Source organism: Mycobacterium sp. RTGN6 (assembly GCF_033804605.1).
GTDB lineage: Bacteria > Actinomycetota > Actinomycetes > Mycobacteriales > Mycobacteriaceae > Mycobacterium.
Window position 1 is genome coordinate 746,323 of the sequence record NZ_JAPZKZ010000002.1, and the last position, 15,976, is coordinate 762,298.

12 protein-coding genes are annotated in these 15,976 nt (G+C 68.8%); 7 read left to right on the top strand and 5 right to left on the bottom strand.

Features of this window, described 5'->3' with window-relative positions:
* Positions 1-109: 109 nt before the first annotated feature.
* From SLQ33_RS07670 to SLQ33_RS07680, 3 genes are all read left to right on the top strand, one after another.
* Positions 110-1,939 (top strand): phosphoenolpyruvate carboxykinase (GTP), encoded by a 1,830-nt coding sequence (locus SLQ33_RS07670; RefSeq protein ID WP_319453195.1) that lies wholly within the window; start codon positions 110-112, stop codon positions 1,937-1,939.
* A gap of 144 nt (positions 1,940-2,083) precedes the next feature.
* Positions 2,084-3,616 carry a fatty-acid--CoA ligase FadD4 gene (gene fadD4 / locus SLQ33_RS07675; protein WP_319453196.1) on the top strand — a complete coding sequence of 511 codons (1,533 nt, stop codon included), beginning with the start codon at positions 2,084-2,086 and terminating at the stop codon, positions 3,614-3,616.
* A 5-nt stretch (positions 3,617-3,621) separates the two neighbouring features.
* On the top strand, positions 3,622-4,560 hold the full coding sequence (locus SLQ33_RS07680; protein WP_319453282.1) for an enoyl-CoA hydratase/isomerase family protein: 939 nt from the start codon (positions 3,622-3,624) through the stop codon (positions 4,558-4,560).
* On the opposite strand, the gene SLQ33_RS07685 is transcribed toward SLQ33_RS07680, so the two are convergent.
* Positions 4,557-5,282 (bottom strand): GntR family transcriptional regulator, encoded by a 726-nt coding sequence (locus tag SLQ33_RS07685; protein WP_319453197.1) that lies wholly within the window; start codon positions 5,280-5,282, stop codon positions 4,557-4,559. The two genes, SLQ33_RS07680 and SLQ33_RS07685, sit on opposite strands and share 4 nt — an antisense overlap.
* A 2-nt stretch (positions 5,283-5,284) precedes the next feature.
* Positions 5,285-6,433 carry an acyl-CoA dehydrogenase family protein gene (locus tag SLQ33_RS07690; RefSeq protein ID WP_319453198.1) on the bottom strand — a complete coding sequence of 383 codons (1,149 nt, stop codon included), beginning with the start codon at positions 6,431-6,433 and terminating at the stop codon, positions 5,285-5,287.
* Between the two features lie 69 nt (positions 6,434-6,502).
* Here SLQ33_RS07690 and SLQ33_RS07695 point away from each other — a divergent pair, with 69 nt between their 5' ends.
* From SLQ33_RS07695 to SLQ33_RS07705, 3 genes are read left to right on the top strand one after another with little or no spacing between them, the layout of a single operon-like run.
* Entirely contained in the window at positions 6,503-7,477 is a 975-nt protein-coding gene (locus SLQ33_RS07695; RefSeq protein ID WP_319453283.1) for a MaoC family dehydratase, read from the top strand.
* Positions 7,478-7,517: 40 nt separating this feature from the next.
* A complete protein-coding gene (locus SLQ33_RS07700; RefSeq protein WP_319453199.1) occupies positions 7,518-8,714 on the top strand; it encodes a CoA transferase in 1,197 nt (398 codons plus the stop codon).
* Positions 8,708-10,012: an amidohydrolase family protein gene (locus SLQ33_RS07705; protein WP_319453200.1), complete on the top strand. Its 1,305-nt coding sequence runs from the start codon at positions 8,708-8,710 to the stop codon at positions 10,010-10,012. The genes SLQ33_RS07700 and SLQ33_RS07705 overlap by 7 nt, the downstream gene beginning before the upstream one ends.
* Positions 10,013-10,022: 10 nt before the next feature.
* On the opposite strand, the gene SLQ33_RS07710 is transcribed toward SLQ33_RS07705, so the two are convergent.
* From SLQ33_RS07710 to SLQ33_RS07720, 3 genes are all read right to left on the bottom strand, one after another.
* The gene (locus SLQ33_RS07710) at positions 10,023-10,874 is read right to left on the bottom strand and encodes an alpha/beta hydrolase (protein WP_319453284.1); all 852 of its coding nucleotides are present in this window, start codon (positions 10,872-10,874) and stop codon (positions 10,023-10,025) included.
* Positions 10,875-10,938: 64 nt separating this feature from the next.
* Positions 10,939-12,261 (bottom strand): septum formation family protein, encoded by a 1,323-nt coding sequence (locus SLQ33_RS07715; protein WP_319453285.1) that lies wholly within the window; start codon positions 12,259-12,261, stop codon positions 10,939-10,941.
* Positions 12,262-12,414: 153 nt separating this feature from the next.
* The gene (locus SLQ33_RS07720; protein ID WP_319453286.1) at positions 12,415-14,592 is read right to left on the bottom strand and encodes an acyl-CoA dehydrogenase; all 2,178 of its coding nucleotides are present in this window, start codon (positions 14,590-14,592) and stop codon (positions 12,415-12,417) included.
* A gap of 144 nt (positions 14,593-14,736) precedes the next feature.
* Between SLQ33_RS07720 and SLQ33_RS07725 the strand changes: the two genes are divergently transcribed.
* The gene (locus SLQ33_RS07725) at positions 14,737-15,960 is read left to right on the top strand and encodes an alpha/beta hydrolase (RefSeq protein ID WP_319453201.1); all 1,224 of its coding nucleotides are present in this window, start codon (positions 14,737-14,739) and stop codon (positions 15,958-15,960) included.
* Positions 15,961-15,976 lie beyond the last annotated feature (16 nt).

Sequence of the window (15,976 nt, forward strand, 5' to 3'; positions counted from 1 at the left end):
ATCTGAATCGTTCCTGTGAGGGATCGGACATACTCCCGATTTACCGCGGGTATGTCACCCACGTTAACCTTCATTTAAGGACCACCGCGACCGCAAGCAGGAGTTTCACATGACCGCAGCGACCATTCCGGGTTTGGACAACGCACCGACCAAGCACGAGGGATTGCTTGCTTGGATCCGTGAGGTCGCCGAGCTAACTCAGCCCGACCGGGTGATGTTCGCTGACGGCTCCGACGAGGAGTACGAGCGGTTGGCCGCGCAGCTCGTCGAGGCGGGCACCTTCCAGAAATTGAACCCGAAGAAGCAGCCGAATTCGTATCTCGCGCTGTCCGATCCGTCCGACGTGGCCCGCGTGGAGTCGCGCACCTACATCTGTTCCGAGCGTGAGATCGACGCAGGTCCCACGAACAATTGGATGGACCCCGCCGAAATGCGGACCGTCATGAAGGAGCTATACCGCGGCTCGATGCGTGGCCGGACGATGTGGGTCGTGCCCTTCTGCATGGGTCCGCTCGGTGCCGACGATCCGAAGCTCGGCGTCGAGCTCACCGACTCCGAATACGTGGTCGTCTCGATGCGCACGATGACCCGGATGGGCAAGGCCGCGCTGGACAAGATCGGTGACGACGGCTTCTTCGTCAAGGCCCTGCACTCGATCGGTGCGCCGCTGGAGCCCGGCCAGAAGGACGTGCCGTGGCCGTGCAACGACACGAAGTACATCACCCACTTCCCGGAGACCCGCGAGATCTGGAGCTACGGGTCCGGGTACGGCGGCAACGCGCTGCTCGGCAAGAAGTGCTACTCGCTGCGCATCGCGTCGGCGATGGCGCACGACGAGGGCTGGCTCGCCGAGCACATGCTGATCCTCAAGCTCATCTCGCCGGAGAACAAGGCGTACTACATCGCCGCTGCGTTCCCGTCGGCCTGCGGCAAGACCAACCTCGCGATGCTGCAGCCCACCATTCCGGGCTGGCGCGCCGAGACCGTCGGCGACGACATCGCATGGATGCGCTTCGGCAAGGACGGCCGGCTGTACGCCGTCAACCCGGAGTTCGGCTTCTTCGGCGTCGCGCCGGGCACCAACTGGGACTCCAACCCCAACGCCATGAAGACCATTGCCGCGGGCAACACCGTCTTCACCAACGTCGCCAAGACCGATGACGGCGACGTGTGGTGGGAGGGTCTTGAGGGCGAACCCGACCACCTGATCGACTGGAAGGGCAACGATTGGGTCCTGCGCGAGACGGATACCAAGGCGGCGCACCCGAATTCGCGCTACTGCACCCCGATCTCGCAGTGCCCGACGCTGGCCCCGGAGTGGGACGACCCGCAGGGCGTGCCGATCTCGGCGATCCTGTTCGGTGGGCGTCGCAAGACCACGGTTCCGCTGATCACGCAGGCCCGCGACTGGCAGCACGGCGTATTCATCGGCGCCACACTGGGTTCCGAGCAGACGGCCGCGGCCGAGGGCAAGGTCGGCACCGTGCGGCGTGACCCGATGGCCATGCTTCCGTTCCTCGGCTACAACGTCGGCGACTACTTCCAGCACTGGATCGACCTCGGCAAGAACTCCGACGAGTCCAAGATGCCCGCGGTGTTCTTCGTCAACTGGTTCCGCCGTGGCGAGGACGGCCGCTTCCTGTGGCCGGGCTTCGGTGAGAACAGCCGCGTGCTGAAGTGGGCCATCGACCGCATCGAGCATCGGGCCGAGGGCAAGACCACCCCGATCGGCATCGTGCCAACGGCCGCCGACCTGGACCTGTCCGGACTCGACGTCGAGGCGACGGACGTCGACGAGGCGCTGGCGGTCAATGCTGACGAGTGGCGCAAGGAACTGCCGCTGATCGAGGAGTGGTTCGAGTTCGTCGGCGAGAAGCTGCCCACCGGCATCAAGGACGAGTTCGACGCGCTGAAGACCCGCCTCGCCAAGACCGACTAGTTCTGATCGGATTCTCCGCGAGCGTGCGTGTCGGTACGCCGACACGCCGACGATTGCGGCAGTTCGCGCACGCTCGCGGAGGAAGCCGGCGCTTTCGCCGACCTAGTTGACACCCGTCAAGTTGGGACGTCGTAAAGTCTGCTCATGCAGATTCGCGACACCGCCGAAGCGACCCCTGACAAGCCCGCCATCATCTTGCATCCATCCGGGACGGTTGTGACCTTCGGCGAGCTCGAGGCCAGGGCGAACCGGTTGGCGCACCTGTTCCGGTCGGCCGGTCTGGTCGAGGGCGATGCGGTCGCGATCCTCATGGAGAACAACGAACACATCCACGCGGTGATGTGGGCCGCCCGCCGGGCCGGGCTCTACTACGTACCGATCAACACCCATCTCACCGCGGCCGAGGCGGCCTACATCATCGACAACAGCGCCGCCAAGGCCATCGTCGGCTCCGGCGCGTTGCGCGAGACCCTCGCCGGGCTCGGCGTGGAACTGCCCAACGGACTTCCCTCCGTGCTGCTGATCGCAGATGGCGACCTTGACGGCTGGCAGCGGTATCCGGAATGCGTTGCAGATCAACCCAGCACCCCGATCGGGGACGAGATCGAGGGTGACCTACTGCAGTACTCGTCGGGCACCACCGGCCGCCCGAAGGGCATCAAGCGCGACCTGCCGCACGTTCCCCCCGCCGAGTGGCCGGGCATGATGTCCGCGCTGGTCGGGTTCTGGATGCACCCGAACACCGTCTATCTGAGCCCGGCGCCGCTGTACCACACCGCGCCTTCGGTGTGGTCGATGCAGACGCAGGCCGGCGGGATCACCACCGTGGTGCTGGAGAAGTTCGATGCCGAAGGAGCCTTGGACGCCATCCAGAAGTACCGCGTCACGCACGGTCAGTTCGTCCCGGTGATGTTCACGCGCATGCTGAAACTTCCTGAGCACGTGCGGAATTCGTATGATGTGTCCAGCCTGGAACGCGTCATGCACGCCGCAGCACCCTGTCCGGTGGAGATCAAGAAGCAGATGATCGACTGGTGGGGGCCGATCGTCGACGAGTACTACGCCTCATCTGAGGCCATCGGTTCGACGCTGATCACGGCCGAGGACTGGCTTACACATCCCGGCTCGGTCGGCAAGCCCATGATGGGTGTGCTCCACATTCTCGACGAAGACGGCAATGAACTACCCCCGGGTCAGGCCGGCGAGATCTACTTCGAAGGTGGACTCGACTTCGAGTACCTCAACGACGCCACGAAAACGGCGTCGTCGCGCGACTCCCACGGGTGGAAGACCGTGGGGGACATCGGCTATCTCGACGACGACGGCTACCTGTACCTCACCGACCGGCGCCATCACATGATCATTTCCGGCGGGGTCAACATCTACCCGCAGGAAGCCGAGAACATGCTCGTCACCCACCCCAAGGTCATGGACGCCGCGGTGTTTGGCATCCCCGACGACGAGATGGGTCAGCGCGTTCAGGGCGTCGTGCAGACTGTCGACCCGGCCGATGCGACCGACGCGTTCGGTGAGGAGCTGCAGGCCTGGCTCCGAGATCGGTTGTCGCACTACAAGTGTCCGCGGTCGATCTCGTTCGAGGCCGAACTTCCGCGCACCGATACGGGCAAGCTCTACAAGCAGAGCCTGATCGAGAAGTACTCGACGCCGGTCGGATGAGCCCGATGGGCCCGTACGTCGTCGACCTCGCGGATCCCCCGCACGAGCCTCCGCTCGGCGTCGTCGTCGCGGTGGGCGATCCCGGCGCCCTTGGGGCCGAATACTGGCTGCAGCGAGCGAGTTTCACCCTCGTCGAGCAGGCCGCACCCGACCGGCGTACCGTCACCGTTCCGTCGGTGACCGAGGCGATGAGCGGGCTCGCCGAACGAATGGCGCGGTGGCCGCAGGCGGCCGCGGTGTGCGACGACGTGCTGCGTGCGGTCGACGTCGACGCCCCCGCATTCCCTGGCGTGGTGACGGAGTCCCTGGCGTACTCGACGCTGCAGTCCGGAGCCGAGTTCGCGCGCTGGCTCGCCGAACGTGGGCCGGCGACGGTGCCCGCGCTCGCCGATCCGGTGGTGGCCGAACGGACCGGGGACGTGCTGTCGGTGCGGTTCAACCGGCCGACGCGCCACAACGCGTTCTCGACCGACGCCCGCGCGGCGCTGCTCGACGCGCTCGACGTCGCGCTGCTCGATCCATCGGTCACGGAGCTGGTGCTCGGCGGTAACGGCCCATCCTTCTGCAGCGGAGGCGATCTCGCCGAGTTCGGTACCCTCGCCGATCCCGCGAGCGCACACCTGGCGCGCACCCGCTACAGCCCGGCGCTAGCCCTCGACGCGCTCACCACTCGGCTCGGCGTTGCGTGTCGGGCCGAGGTGCACGGGCAGGTGCTCGGCAGCGGGCTGGAGATGGCCGCGTTCTGTGGGCACGTGACCTGCCGCGCTGGCGCCACGCTCGGCCTCCCTGAGCTCGCGCTCGGGCTGCTCCCCGGCGCGGGCGGCACGGTGAGCATCACGCGACGGATCGGCCGTTGGCGCACGGCGTATCTGGTGCTCTCGGGGCGGTTCATCGACCCGGCGACTGCGCTGGACTGGGGCCTCGTCGACGCCGTCACCCCCTAACTGGAGCGGCGCAACGTCACGCGGTAGGTGTATTGCTCCGGTAGGAAGTGGCTGACCGCCAACTCGACCGGCGTGCCCGACGAGTCGGAGTACAGCCGGTCGACTCGTAGCATCGGATGCCCGGGGGCACAGTCGACACCTCGGGCGACGGACTCGTCGGCGGGGGCCACGGTGATCGACTGCGCCGCTTCGGTGATCGGCTCATCGAGGTGCGGCTCGAGCAGCGCGATCACGGTGCTGGTACTGACGGCGCCGTCGCGAAGCTCGGCCGCGCCGGCGACGACCCGCGCGACGGACTCCGGCAGGTGCACCTTGGTCACCACGAACGGCACGCCGTCGTGAAGCCGCCGGAACACGACGATGTACACGACGTCGTCGTCCAGCCGCAGCCGACTGGCCGCCTCGACGTCGACCCGACGACGCAGGCCCGACACCACCTCCATGGTGGTGTCGTCCGACAGGCTCATCAGGTCCTCGATGGAGCCCAGTTGGCGCAGATACCGGCCGGAGTCGTTGGCGTAGGTGCCGCGCCCGGGCACCCGGTACACCACGCCCTCGGCGACCAGGTCCTGAAAGGCGCGGCGCACGGTCTGGCGCGATACGCCGTGGCGGGCGACCAGTTCGGACTCGGTGGGCAGCCGGGCGCCGTCGCGGTACTCGCCTGCCGCAAGTTCGTCCCGAAGTTGTTGGCGCAGCGTCTGATACGCCGGAGCGGTCCGCATGATCAGATACCGCCGCGGGCCACCAGCTGGCTGGCGATGACGTTGCGCTGGATCTCGTTGGTGCCCTCCCCGACGATCATCAACGGCGCGTCGCGGAAGTAGCGCTCGACGTCGTACTCGGTGGAGTAGCCGTAGCCGCCGTGGATGCGTACCGCGTTGAGTGCGATCTCCATGGCGACCTCGGAGGCGAACAGCTTGGCCATGCCGGCCTCCATGTCGGCGCGCTCTCCGCTGTCGTAGCGTTCGGCGGCGTGCAGCGTCAGCTGGCGGGCGGCGGTGAGCTTGGTGGCCATGTCGGCGAGGTAGTGACCGACGGCCTGATGCTTCCAGATCGGTTGCCCGAAGCTCTCCCGCTGCTGCGCGTACGCCAGCGCGTCCTCCAGCGCGGCCGTGGCCACCCCGAGCGCCCGCGAAGCAACCTGAATGCGGCCGGTCTCAAGGCCTTTCATCATCTGCCCGAAGCCCTTGCCGGGCACGCCGCCGAGGATGGCCGCCGTGGACGTCCGGTAGCCGTCGAACGACAACTCGCAGGTCTCGACACCCTTGTAGCCGAGCTTCGGCAGGTCGCGCGACACGGTCAGACCCTCGCCGTGCTCCACCAGCGCCACCGAGATGCCGCGGTGCTTGGGTTCGGCGTCGGGATCGGTCTTGCACAGCAGCGCGATCAACCCGGACCGCCGCGCGTTGGAGATCCACGTCTTGGCACCGTTGATGACGAGGTCGTCCCCGTCGGCCCGCGCCGTCGTCGACATGTTCTGCAGGTCCGACCCGCCGCTGGGCTCGGTCAGCGCCATGGTGGCACGCACCTCGCCGGTCGCCATCGCGGGCAGGTAGCGGCGCTTCTGTTCGTCGGTGCCGAACAGCGACAGCAGCTTCGCGACGACGGTGTGCCCGCCCATCGCCCCGGCCAGGCTCATCCAGCCGCGGGCCAACTCCTGGGTGACCATCACGTAGCAGGACGTGGAGACCGGTGTGCCTCCGTACTCCTCTGGCACCGCGAGCCCGAAGATGCCGATGCGCTTCATCTGCTCGATCCACGCTTCGGGGTATTCGTTGGCGTGCTCGACCTCCCGCACGGTCGGCTTCACGTCGCGGTCGATGAAGGACCGTACGGTCTCCACCAGCATGAGTTCTTCGTCGTTGAGTCGCATATGTACGGCCATATTGACACGCCCGGCCCAATACTGCCAGCATGTGACGCTGTGACTTTGTACGGCCATATGCCCGGCGGCCCCCATTTCGACGAGCTACGGGTCGGCCAGGTCTTCGACTGGGCGCCTGCGATGACGCTGACAACGGGCGCGGCGGCGGTGCACCAGTCGATCCTCGGGGACCGGATGCGGCTGCCACTCGACGCCGAACTAAGCCGCGCGGTGACGGGCTCGTCGTCGGCGCTCGCACATCCGGCGCTGGTGTGCGACGTCGCCATTGGGCAGTCGACGCTCGTCACGCAGCGGGTCAAGGCGAATCTGTTCTATCGCGGGCTGTGGTTCCATCGCTTCCCGGTCGTGGGTAACACGATCCGCACCACGACGGAAGTCGTTGGACTCAAACAGAACTCGGCCAAGCCGGGGCGGGCGCCCACGGGGCTGGCCGCGTTGCGCATGACCACCGTCGATCAGGACGACCGGCTGGTGCTCGACTTCCACCGCTGCGCGATGCTGCCGCTGAGCGAGGGCGCGCCCGACACCGGATACGACGACGATCTCTCCATCGTCGGCAACGACATGCCTGCACCCACGGATCCGACGGGGCAGTGGGACGCCGACGCGTTCCGCACCCTGGTGCCCGGCCCGCACTTCGACTCCGAGCTCAAGGGCACCGTCATCCCGACGACGGCCGACGTCGTCAGCGGTGCCCCGGAACTCGCCAGGCTGACGCTCAACATCGCTGCCACACATCACGATTCACGCGTCGGTGGCCAACGCCTGGTCTATGGCGGTCACACCATTGGCTTGGCTTTGGCTCAGGCGTCACGGGTGCTGCCGAACCTGGTGACCGTGCTGGGCTGGGAGTCCTGTGACCACACCGGCCCCGTGCACGAGGGCGACACGCTGTACAGCGAAGTGCACGTCGAGGCCGCCACCCCATTGGCCGACGGCCGTGGCGGCGTGCTGCGACTGCGGTCGCTCGTCTACGCGGCCGGTGACGACCTTCAGGTACTGGACTGGAGATTCACCGCTCTCCAGTTCTAGCGGCCCGATCCGATGTCGCCGCCGGGCGGCTCCGGTCACAATGGGGGGTGTGGACGCGGTGGAGGATTGGGGCGCAAGCGGCCTCGCCGACCTGACCGGCGATCCCACCGGACCTCCGGACTTCTCCCGCGCGCAAGTGCTCGGGTACGCACGAGGCGTGACGGCTTCGTACGGGGAGGCGACCGGCGTCGACGTCGACGCCGCAATGCTGCTGGCCGGGCGCGCGGGGCTGCTGGGCTTCGGCCGCGGCGGGCGCATGTCGGCGGGCGGGGCCAGCAGGTTGTTCGCCGCACGCGACGGCTGGTGCGCATTGACCCTGTCCAGATCCGATGACGTCGACGCCGTGCCCGCCCTCGTCGAGGCCGCCGAAGCGCCGGCCGATCCGTGGCGAGCCGTCGAGTCCTGGGCCGTTGGCCGCAGCGCCGCGGAGGTGACCGAACGCGCCCGGCTGCTCGGCCTGCCCGCTGCGGCGCTGGGGGAGGCCCGCGCCACGCCGGTCGCACCACGACGGATCGGTGAGCGCACGGCGCCACGTGGACTGTCGGGTCTGCTGGTGGTCGACATGTCCTCGATGTGGGCAGGCCCGTTGTGCGGCCAACTCCTGGTGCGCGCCGGAGCCGTCGTCGTGAAGGTGGAAAGCCGTGCCCGGCCCGATGGCACCAGATCGGGACCAGCTGTCTTCTTCGACTGGATGAACAGCGGAAAGCTTTCCTATGCAGTCGATTTCGACGATCCGACGCGTCTGCGCGCCCTGCTGGCGGTCGCCGACGTCGTGCTGGAGTCCTCGCGACCGGCAGCGCTTCGACACCGCGGGCTCGGCGCGGAGGACGTCGCGGGCAAGCCGGGGCGAGTGTGGCTGCGGATCACCGGCCACGGCGTCGATGGCGACCACGCGAACTGGGTGGCCTTCGGCGATGACGCCGCCGTGGCCGGCGGGCTGGTCGGAGCTGGCGCGGACGGCCCCGTGTTCTGCGCCGACGCCATCGCCGATCCGTTGACGGGCCTGCAGGCCGCGCTTCTGGTGGCCGAGTCGTTGGCGCGCGGCGGCGGCGAAGTGTTGGACGTGGCGATGGCCGGAATCGCCGCAACGTATGCGCAACTTCCGACGGGCCCGAGTGGCGGCGGCCCCGCGTTGCCTCCCCGACCCCCTCCGGCATCGCCTCCGGCGGCGGCACTGGGCGAACACGACGTGTGTGTCGAGCGCCTGATCGACGAGAGAGGCCCGGCCCCATGCTAATTCAACGCGCCATCCGCTTGGACGGCACCGTCGTCGACGTCAGGACCGACCACGGCATCCTCGAGGTGGCCGAGCGCCTGGCGCCCGTCGCGGGGGAGGACGTACTGGACGTCGCGCACCGTACCGTCATCCCCGGGCTGCACGACCATCACGTCCACTTGCATTCCGCCGCAGCGGCATTGACCTCGGTGCGGGTCGGACCTCGCGAGGTCGACGATCGCGAGTCGTTGCGCCGGGTGCTCACCGGCGCGAGCGTCGGCGAGGACGGCTGGATCAGGGCGGTCGGGTACCACGAAGCCGTCGCCGGCCCGCTCGACCGCAACGCGCTCGACGAGCTTTCGCCCGGCGTCCCGGTCCGCGTGCAGCACCGCAGCGGCGTGTTGTGGACGCTCAACTCGGCCGGCTTGGCCCGGGTCGGACTGCCCGACCATCCCGACGGGCGGCTGCGCAGTGCCGACCCGCATTGGTCGGATACGTTGCAGCGCCGCGAATCCGGGCTGTCGGAGATCAGTCGCCAGCTGGCGGCGTACGGCGTCACCGGGGTCACCGATGCCACTCCGGACCTCGGGATCGAGGACGTCGTCAAGTTCGCAGAAGCCAGTCGGCGCGGGGAGCTCTTGCAGCGCGTGCACTGCCTGGCCCCTGGGAAGCGCATCTTGCACGACGACGACCTCGACCTCGGTGCGCTCACCGACTGGATCGGCGACCGCCATGACGAGGGTGCCCCAGTGGCGGTGCACTGCGTCACGGCGGCGCAACTCGTCGTGACGATCGCGGCCCTTCAGGCAGCGGGTGTCAGGCCAGGCGACCGCATCGAGCACGCGGCCGTCGTCCCCGACGACTGCGTGTCCGAGCTAGCCGGACTCGGCGTGATGGTGGCGACGCAGCCGAATTTCGTCGCCGAGCGCGGGGATCAATACCTCACTGACGTACCCCACGGCGACCATCCGCAGCTGTGGCGGGTGGCGTCCCTGCTCGCCGCCAACGTGCCCGTCGTCATGTCGACCGACCTGCCGTACGGCGACGCCGACCCGTGGGCGGCGATGCGCGCGGCGGTGCACCGCAGCACCGCTGCGGGCGTCGTCCTCGGTGCCGACGAACGCATCCCGGCGCCGACCGCGCTGACGATGTTCCTCGGCTCGCCCGGGCAGCCGATGCGACCGCGCACGGTCGAAACAGGTCAGCCCGCCGACCTGTGCGTGCTCGCCGCGTCGCCCGCCGAGGTGTTGGCAGAGCTCGACGCGGCGATGGTCGCCGCAACGATCGTCGACGGATGCGTCGTCTCCCGAACTGACTAGTGGCGCGGAGTCAGACTTCTACGGTTTCGCTCTGCGTGAGCGTTCGCCGCAGGAATTCGATCTGGCTGGCGGAGAACGATTGCGACACAGACGCTTTCGCGGCGATGGCATCGAAGCCGTGGAAGGCGCCCGGGACGACCTCGACGTCGCACGGCACGCCTGCCGCCCGTAGCCGCTCGGCATAGGCGAGGTCCTCGTCGTGGAATAGGTCTACGGTACCGACTCCGATCCATGCTGCCGGTAGTCCGCTCAGGTCGTCGTGGCGGGCGGGGACCGCGACGTTCGGATCGGCGTCACCCAGGTAGCTCGACCAACCGAACCTGTTGCTCGCGCGCGTCCACAGCCGGTGCGCCGAGTCGTCGGGTCCGACCTCGTGGCCCGACCGGTCGTCGAGCATCGGATACACCAACAGCTGGGCCGCAAGTGTCACCTCCCCGCGATCGCGAGCCAGCAACGCGAGCGCGGCGGCCAGGCCGCCACCCGCACTGGCCCCGCCGACCGCGACGCGGTTGGGGTCGACGGCCGGTAGCCCGGCCAGCCACGTCAGCACCGCGTAGCAGTCCTCGAGTGAGGTGGGGTAGGGGTACTCGGGTGCCAAGCGGTAGTCCACCGACGCCACGGTGACGCCGAGCTCGCGCGCGAAGCGACGGCAGAGTCCGTCGTCCTGCGATGCGTTGCCGATGACGTACCCGCCGCCGTGGATCCATACCAGTCCGGGCCCAGCACCGGTCGAGTTCGGTGGCCGGTGCAGTCGCACGCCGACACCCGATGTCAACGTCAGCACCTCGACCTCGTCGGGGGCGCGGCGGTCCATGAGTCGCATGGCGCCACGGAGTAGCGGCAGCGTGTACGGGGTCACCATCGAGCGGGGGACGAACCGCGCGGCACGGCGCAGGTCCGGGTGGAAATCAGACACGCAGCCGACCCTACGCGGCTGGCGGCGGCGGCGGTGGCGGGGCGAACCCGGGCAACGTGATCGGCGGCAGCCCCGGGATCTCGATGACGCCCGGCTGCGGTCCAGGGGGCTCGGTCGGCTCGACGGCGGGCCCTGGGGGCGGCCCCTGCCCAGCCGGCAGGGCGGCCGACGTCGGTGACGACGCCGTCGTGGTCGGCGTGGCCGTCGCCGACGGTGCGGGACTGGCCGCGGTGGACGTGGGACTGCGGGGCGGTTGGGTCGCGACCGGCTCCGGCGGGGCGATGGTGGTGGAGGTGACGACGGCAGGCGGGGGAGGCTCGGGCGGCGACGAGGGCGGGGGCGGGGGCGGTGCCTCCGGCGCTGCGACGACGGCCTGATCGCCCGCGGACGTGCCCCGCACGCTTCCGACGAGCGGCCGCAGCCCCTGCTCGGCCGGGGAGACGAGCCCGCAGAAGACCTGGCGGCTGCCCGCATCCCAGCTGGCCGGGGCGATGGTGCCGTAGTTCAGCACCAGGCCGGTGGTCTGCATCGGGGTCGGGGCGACGTAGGCCTCGGTGGCCCGGGTGCACTCGTCCCTGACGAACGCGTCCTGCTCGGGGCCGGGCGGCACCCCACCGGGGAACCGGTCGGTCAGGTTCACCGAACCGGTGACCTCGACGGCGTGCGCCGCCGCGCAGTCCACCGGGAACTCCGTCGACCGGTTGGTAGCCGGGTCGAGGCCCAGGCACGTACCGGCGGGCCACACCTTGGACTGGTCGAGTGTGGCGACCTGGCCCTTGAACGCGACCGGTTTGCCTTCGGCACCGAGTAATTGCAGACCGCACAACAGGTTTCGGCCATCGGCTTGGCGACCTTCGGCGTCGCCGGCCCAGAGCACGCTGATGGTGAACCTGCTGTTGGGGTCGTACCGGGGTCCGAGGTACTGACGCACCGCGGCCTGGCACGGTTCGCCGAAGTTGGTCATGTTGACCGCCTTGGCGACCTCGAACATGTGGTCGTCGCGGCACTGCACGAACGACGGCTTGTCGGGCGAGTCGGCCGGCCAACTCAGGCAGGTGCCGCTCTGGGCATTGCTGAACACGACGCCTGCCCGACTGTCTCCGCTCGGCTCGCCCCTGGTGTCCGGTGTCGCGGTGAGAAGCTGGATGACACCGCCGATGAGCAACGCCACCAGCGCCAGCCCCAACGCCGCCCGGCGGTTCGAGTGCGGGCTGCGTTCACAAGGGTTCGCTGGGACGCTCACGGGAAGCGGTCCAGATCGGTCGTGGAGCGCAGCGACCACCGTCTGGAGGTCGGCCGTATCCTCGGTCGGCAGCGACGGCGAGTCCTTCATCACCGTCAACGACGCCTCCCTGCGGTCAGCGTCGGCCCGTTAGCTGCGACGACACGCGAGCCAGGTTTGCTAGCCACGACCATCAAGCCTGGCACAGGTGCGCTTATCTCGCTACGTGGGCCCCCAGACGGCTCCTCTTCCGTGGCCTGGCCGTTACTTGAGCAGCGGATCCCGCGGCAGGCCGAGGATGCGCTCGGCAATGGTGTTGCGCGTGATCTCGGACGTGCCGCCGGCGATGGTCATGGCGCGGTTGCCGAGGTACGCCTGGGCCACCTGTTGAGCCTGGCCGACGACCGCCGCGGATCCGGCCAACTCCATCCCGAGTTCGGTCAGCCGCTGGCACTGTTCGGCGACGAGCAGCTTGGTGACGTTTCCCTCGGGACCCGGTTCGGCACCCGCGATGGCACGCGTGACGCGGCGAAGGTTGAGCAGCCGCAGGGTGTGTCCCTCGGCGATCACCTCGCCGGCCTGTCGGACCCGAGTGGCCGCCGTCTCGGCGGGGGCGCTGTCGAGCAGCTTGATCAGGTCGTCGGCGGTGAACCCCGTCGGCGCTCCCGAGCCACCGCCGATCGAGATGCGCTCATTGCCCAGCGTGGCCCGCGCGACGAGCCAGCCCCGGTTGACGTCGCCCACCACGTCGCCGTCCGGCACGAAGACGTCGTCGAAGAACACCTCGTTGAAGTGTGCGTGGCCGGTGATTCCCCGCAACGGGTTCACCGTCACGCCCGGCGCCTTCATGTCGATCGCCATCATCGTCACGCCGGCGTGCTTGGGTGCGTCGGGATCGGTGCGCACGGTCGCGAGGCCCCACTGGCACTGGTGCGCGAGGCTCGTCCACACCTTCTGGCCCGTGACCCGCCAGCCGCCGTCGACCTTCTTGGCCGACGTGCGGACCGCGGCCGCGTCCGAACCCGCGCCCGGTTCGGAGAACAACTGGCACCACATCACCTGCCCGCGCAGCACCGGTTCGACCCACCGGTCGCGCTGATCGTCGTTGCCGGCTTGGGCGATGGTGAGCGTGACCCAGCCGGTGATGCCCATGTCGGGTCGGTCGACCCCACTGAACTCCTCTTCGATCACCAGCTGTTCCAGCACCGCGGCGGCCCTGCCGTACGGGGTCGGCCAGTGCGGTACCAGGTAGCCCGAGTCCACCAGGAAGTCGCGCTGCTGCTCCTTGGGAAGCGACCGCAGCGTGGTCACGGCATCGCGTGCGGCAGTGCGGAACTCCTCGGCTTCTTCTGGCAGCGTGAACGACGCACCGTGCGCCTGGCCCGAGCGTTGACCGTCGACCACGTCGATGAGGGGGTCGGCCCCGTCGCCCATGATCGCGGCCAGGGTGCGCGCCCGGCGCAGATACATGTGCGCGTCATGCTCCCACGTGTATCCGATGCCGCCGTGCAGTTGAATGTTGTACTCCCCGTTGAAGATCTGAGTACGAATCGCGTGCGATGCGGCCACCGCAGCGGGGAACCAGGCGCTGTCCAGATCGTCGGCCCTGGCCGCGTCCCACGTGGCGGCCGTGGTCTGCTCGGCGTTGACGAGCATGTTGGCTGCGTGGTGCTTGACCGCCTGGAACGTGCCGATGGTGCGACCGAACTGCTCCCGAACCTTGGCGTACTCCACCGCCATGTCCAATGCGGCCCAACTGATTCCGACGGCCTCGGCGGACGCCAGGATGCGCAGCACGGTGCGCGCCCGACGCGCGGCGCCGCGGAGTACCCGCGCTTCGGACAGGGCCACGTTGCGCAGTGCGACCGAGCCGATGCTGCGGGTGGTGTCCATTGGCGAAAGTGCGGTGACCGCAACGCCTTCGGCGTCTGCGTCGACGACGATGATGTCGTCCCCGGCGGCCAGCACCAGCACGGCGGCATCCGGGGCACCCAGCACCGCCGGGCTCTCGCCGGTCACCACCAGGTCGGAGCCGACGACGATGCTGCCGGACAGCCCGAGTGCGCCGACGGTCGTGCCGTCGGACAGCCCCGGAAGTAGCTGGGCACGCACGGAATCCGCTGCGCAACGATCGATCACCACTGCGGCGGCCACGGTCGGCAGGAATGGGCCGGGGCACAGTTCGCGGCCCTGCGCTTCGAGCACCACGGCCAGTTCGGACAAGCCGAATCCGGAGCCGCCGTACTCTTCGGCGACGGCCAGGCCATGCCAGCCGAGCTCTACCGCGGCCGACCAGATGTCGGCCGGGTGGGTGGAACCCCCGGAATCCGGATCGAGCGTGGCCCGCGCAGCGGCTCGGCTGTTCAGCCGTCTTAGCTGGCCAGTTGCCGAATCGGCGAGCGCACGGTGTTCGTCGGTGATCGCCAGCGCTGTCGTTCCCAGAGATATGCCCACCAACTCACATAACCACCCACCTGCGCGCGTCGTACCTGTGATTGGAGTCACATTCGAAGGCCCAACGTGGCGCGGGTAGACAACTTGCCCAGATTGTCGCTTACCCGTCAGTAACCGAGGTACGCTCGCGCGATGACGGCTCGACCGGACACCCGGTACCCCGGACCGACCTTGGCCACCCGCGCGAAGTGGTTGCTGGATGCGAGTCCGTCGGACTACCTGCTGGCGCTCAGCGTCGCGTCGACGTCGCTGCCCGTGATCGGCAAGCACCTCGAGCCGCTCGGCGGCGCCACCGCCATGGGCATCTGGGGCGTGCGCCACATGCCCGACTTTCTCGGCGCGGCAGTCAAGTCCTGGTTCACGCCGGGAATCGGCGAGGTGCGCAAGCGCGACCGCGACAAGACCAACGAGGTCGTGCAATCCGCGCTGCGCGGCGTCGTGTCCCCCGAGGCGCTCGACATCGAGTGGCCGGCGCCCGACTCCACCCCTCCGGTGTGGAAGGCGTTCGAGCATCGCCGCAACGTGTATCGGAGTTCGGTCCGGTACGGCGACCATCCGTCACAGCTGCTCGACGTGTGGCGGCCAAAGGAACTACCGGCGCAGCCCGCGCCGGTGATGATCTTCGTGCCGGGCGGCGCGTGGGTGCACGGCGGCCGGATCCTGCAGGGCTACGCCCTGATGTCGCACATGGCGGAGCTGGGTTGGGTCTGCCTGTCGATCGACTACCGGGTGGCGCCGAATCACGCATGGCCCCAACACATCACCGACGTCAAGACCGCGATCGCCTGGGCTCGGGCCAACGTCGACAAGTTCGGCGGTGACCGCGACTTCGTGGCCATCGCAGGCACGTCGGCCGGCGGACACCTGGCAGCGCTGGCCGGCCTGACACCCAACGACACCGAGTACGACACCCCACTGCCGGAGGGCTCGGACACCTCGGTGGACGCGGTCGTCGGCATCTATGGCCGCTACGACTGGGAGGACCGCTCCACGGTCGAGCGGGCGCGGTTCGTCGACTTCCTCGAGCGCGTCGTGGTGAAGCGCAAGATCACCAAGCGCCCGGAGCTCTTCCGCAAGGCCTCGCCGATCGCACGCACGCGCGCCGACGCACCGCCGTTCCTGGTGGTGCACGGCTCGGGCGACACCGTCATCCCAGTACAACAGGCCCGCGACTTCGTCGAGAAGCTGCAAGGCGTGTCGCGGTCGGTGGTCAGCTACGCCGAACTGCCGGGCGCAGGGCACGGCTTCGACATGACCGACGGGGCGCGTACCGGATCGGCGGCCACCGCAATCGGGTTGTTCCTCAACCAGGTTCACCGAAATCAGACTCTGGTGGGGTCGAAGCAGGTTATATAGGCCTCCGGGAGGAGGT

What these genes read in the sequence shown, in the direction of transcription:
- SLQ33_RS07670 (WP_319453195.1), top strand. Translation starts at nt 110, where the DNA reads ATGACCGCAGCGACCATTCCGGGTTTGGACAACGCACCGACCAAGCAC.
- fadD4 (WP_319453196.1), top strand. Translation starts at nt 2,084, where the DNA reads ATGCAGATTCGCGACACCGCCGAAGCGACCCCTGACAAGCCCGCCATC.
- SLQ33_RS07680 (WP_319453282.1), top strand. Translation starts at nt 3,622, where the DNA reads ATGGGCCCGTACGTCGTCGACCTCGCGGATCCCCCGCACGAGCCTCCG.
- SLQ33_RS07685 (WP_319453197.1), bottom strand. Translation starts at nt 5,282, where the DNA reads ATGCGGACCGCTCCGGCGTATCAGACGCTGCGCCAACAACTTCGGGAC.
- SLQ33_RS07690 (WP_319453198.1), bottom strand. Translation starts at nt 6,433, where the DNA reads ATGCGACTCAACGACGAAGAACTCATGCTGGTGGAGACCGTACGGTCC.
- SLQ33_RS07695 (WP_319453283.1), top strand. Translation starts at nt 6,503, where the DNA reads ATGCCCGGCGGCCCCCATTTCGACGAGCTACGGGTCGGCCAGGTCTTC.
- SLQ33_RS07700 (WP_319453199.1), top strand. Translation starts at nt 7,518, where the DNA reads ATGGGGGGTGTGGACGCGGTGGAGGATTGGGGCGCAAGCGGCCTCGCC.
- SLQ33_RS07705 (WP_319453200.1), top strand. Translation starts at nt 8,708, where the DNA reads ATGCTAATTCAACGCGCCATCCGCTTGGACGGCACCGTCGTCGACGTC.
- SLQ33_RS07710 (WP_319453284.1), bottom strand. Translation starts at nt 10,874, where the DNA reads ATGGTGACCCCGTACACGCTGCCGCTACTCCGTGGCGCCATGCGACTC.
- SLQ33_RS07715 (WP_319453285.1), bottom strand. Translation starts at nt 12,261, where the DNA reads ATGAAGGACTCGCCGTCGCTGCCGACCGAGGATACGGCCGACCTCCAG.
- SLQ33_RS07725 (WP_319453201.1), top strand. Translation starts at nt 14,737, where the DNA reads ATGACGGCTCGACCGGACACCCGGTACCCCGGACCGACCTTGGCCACC.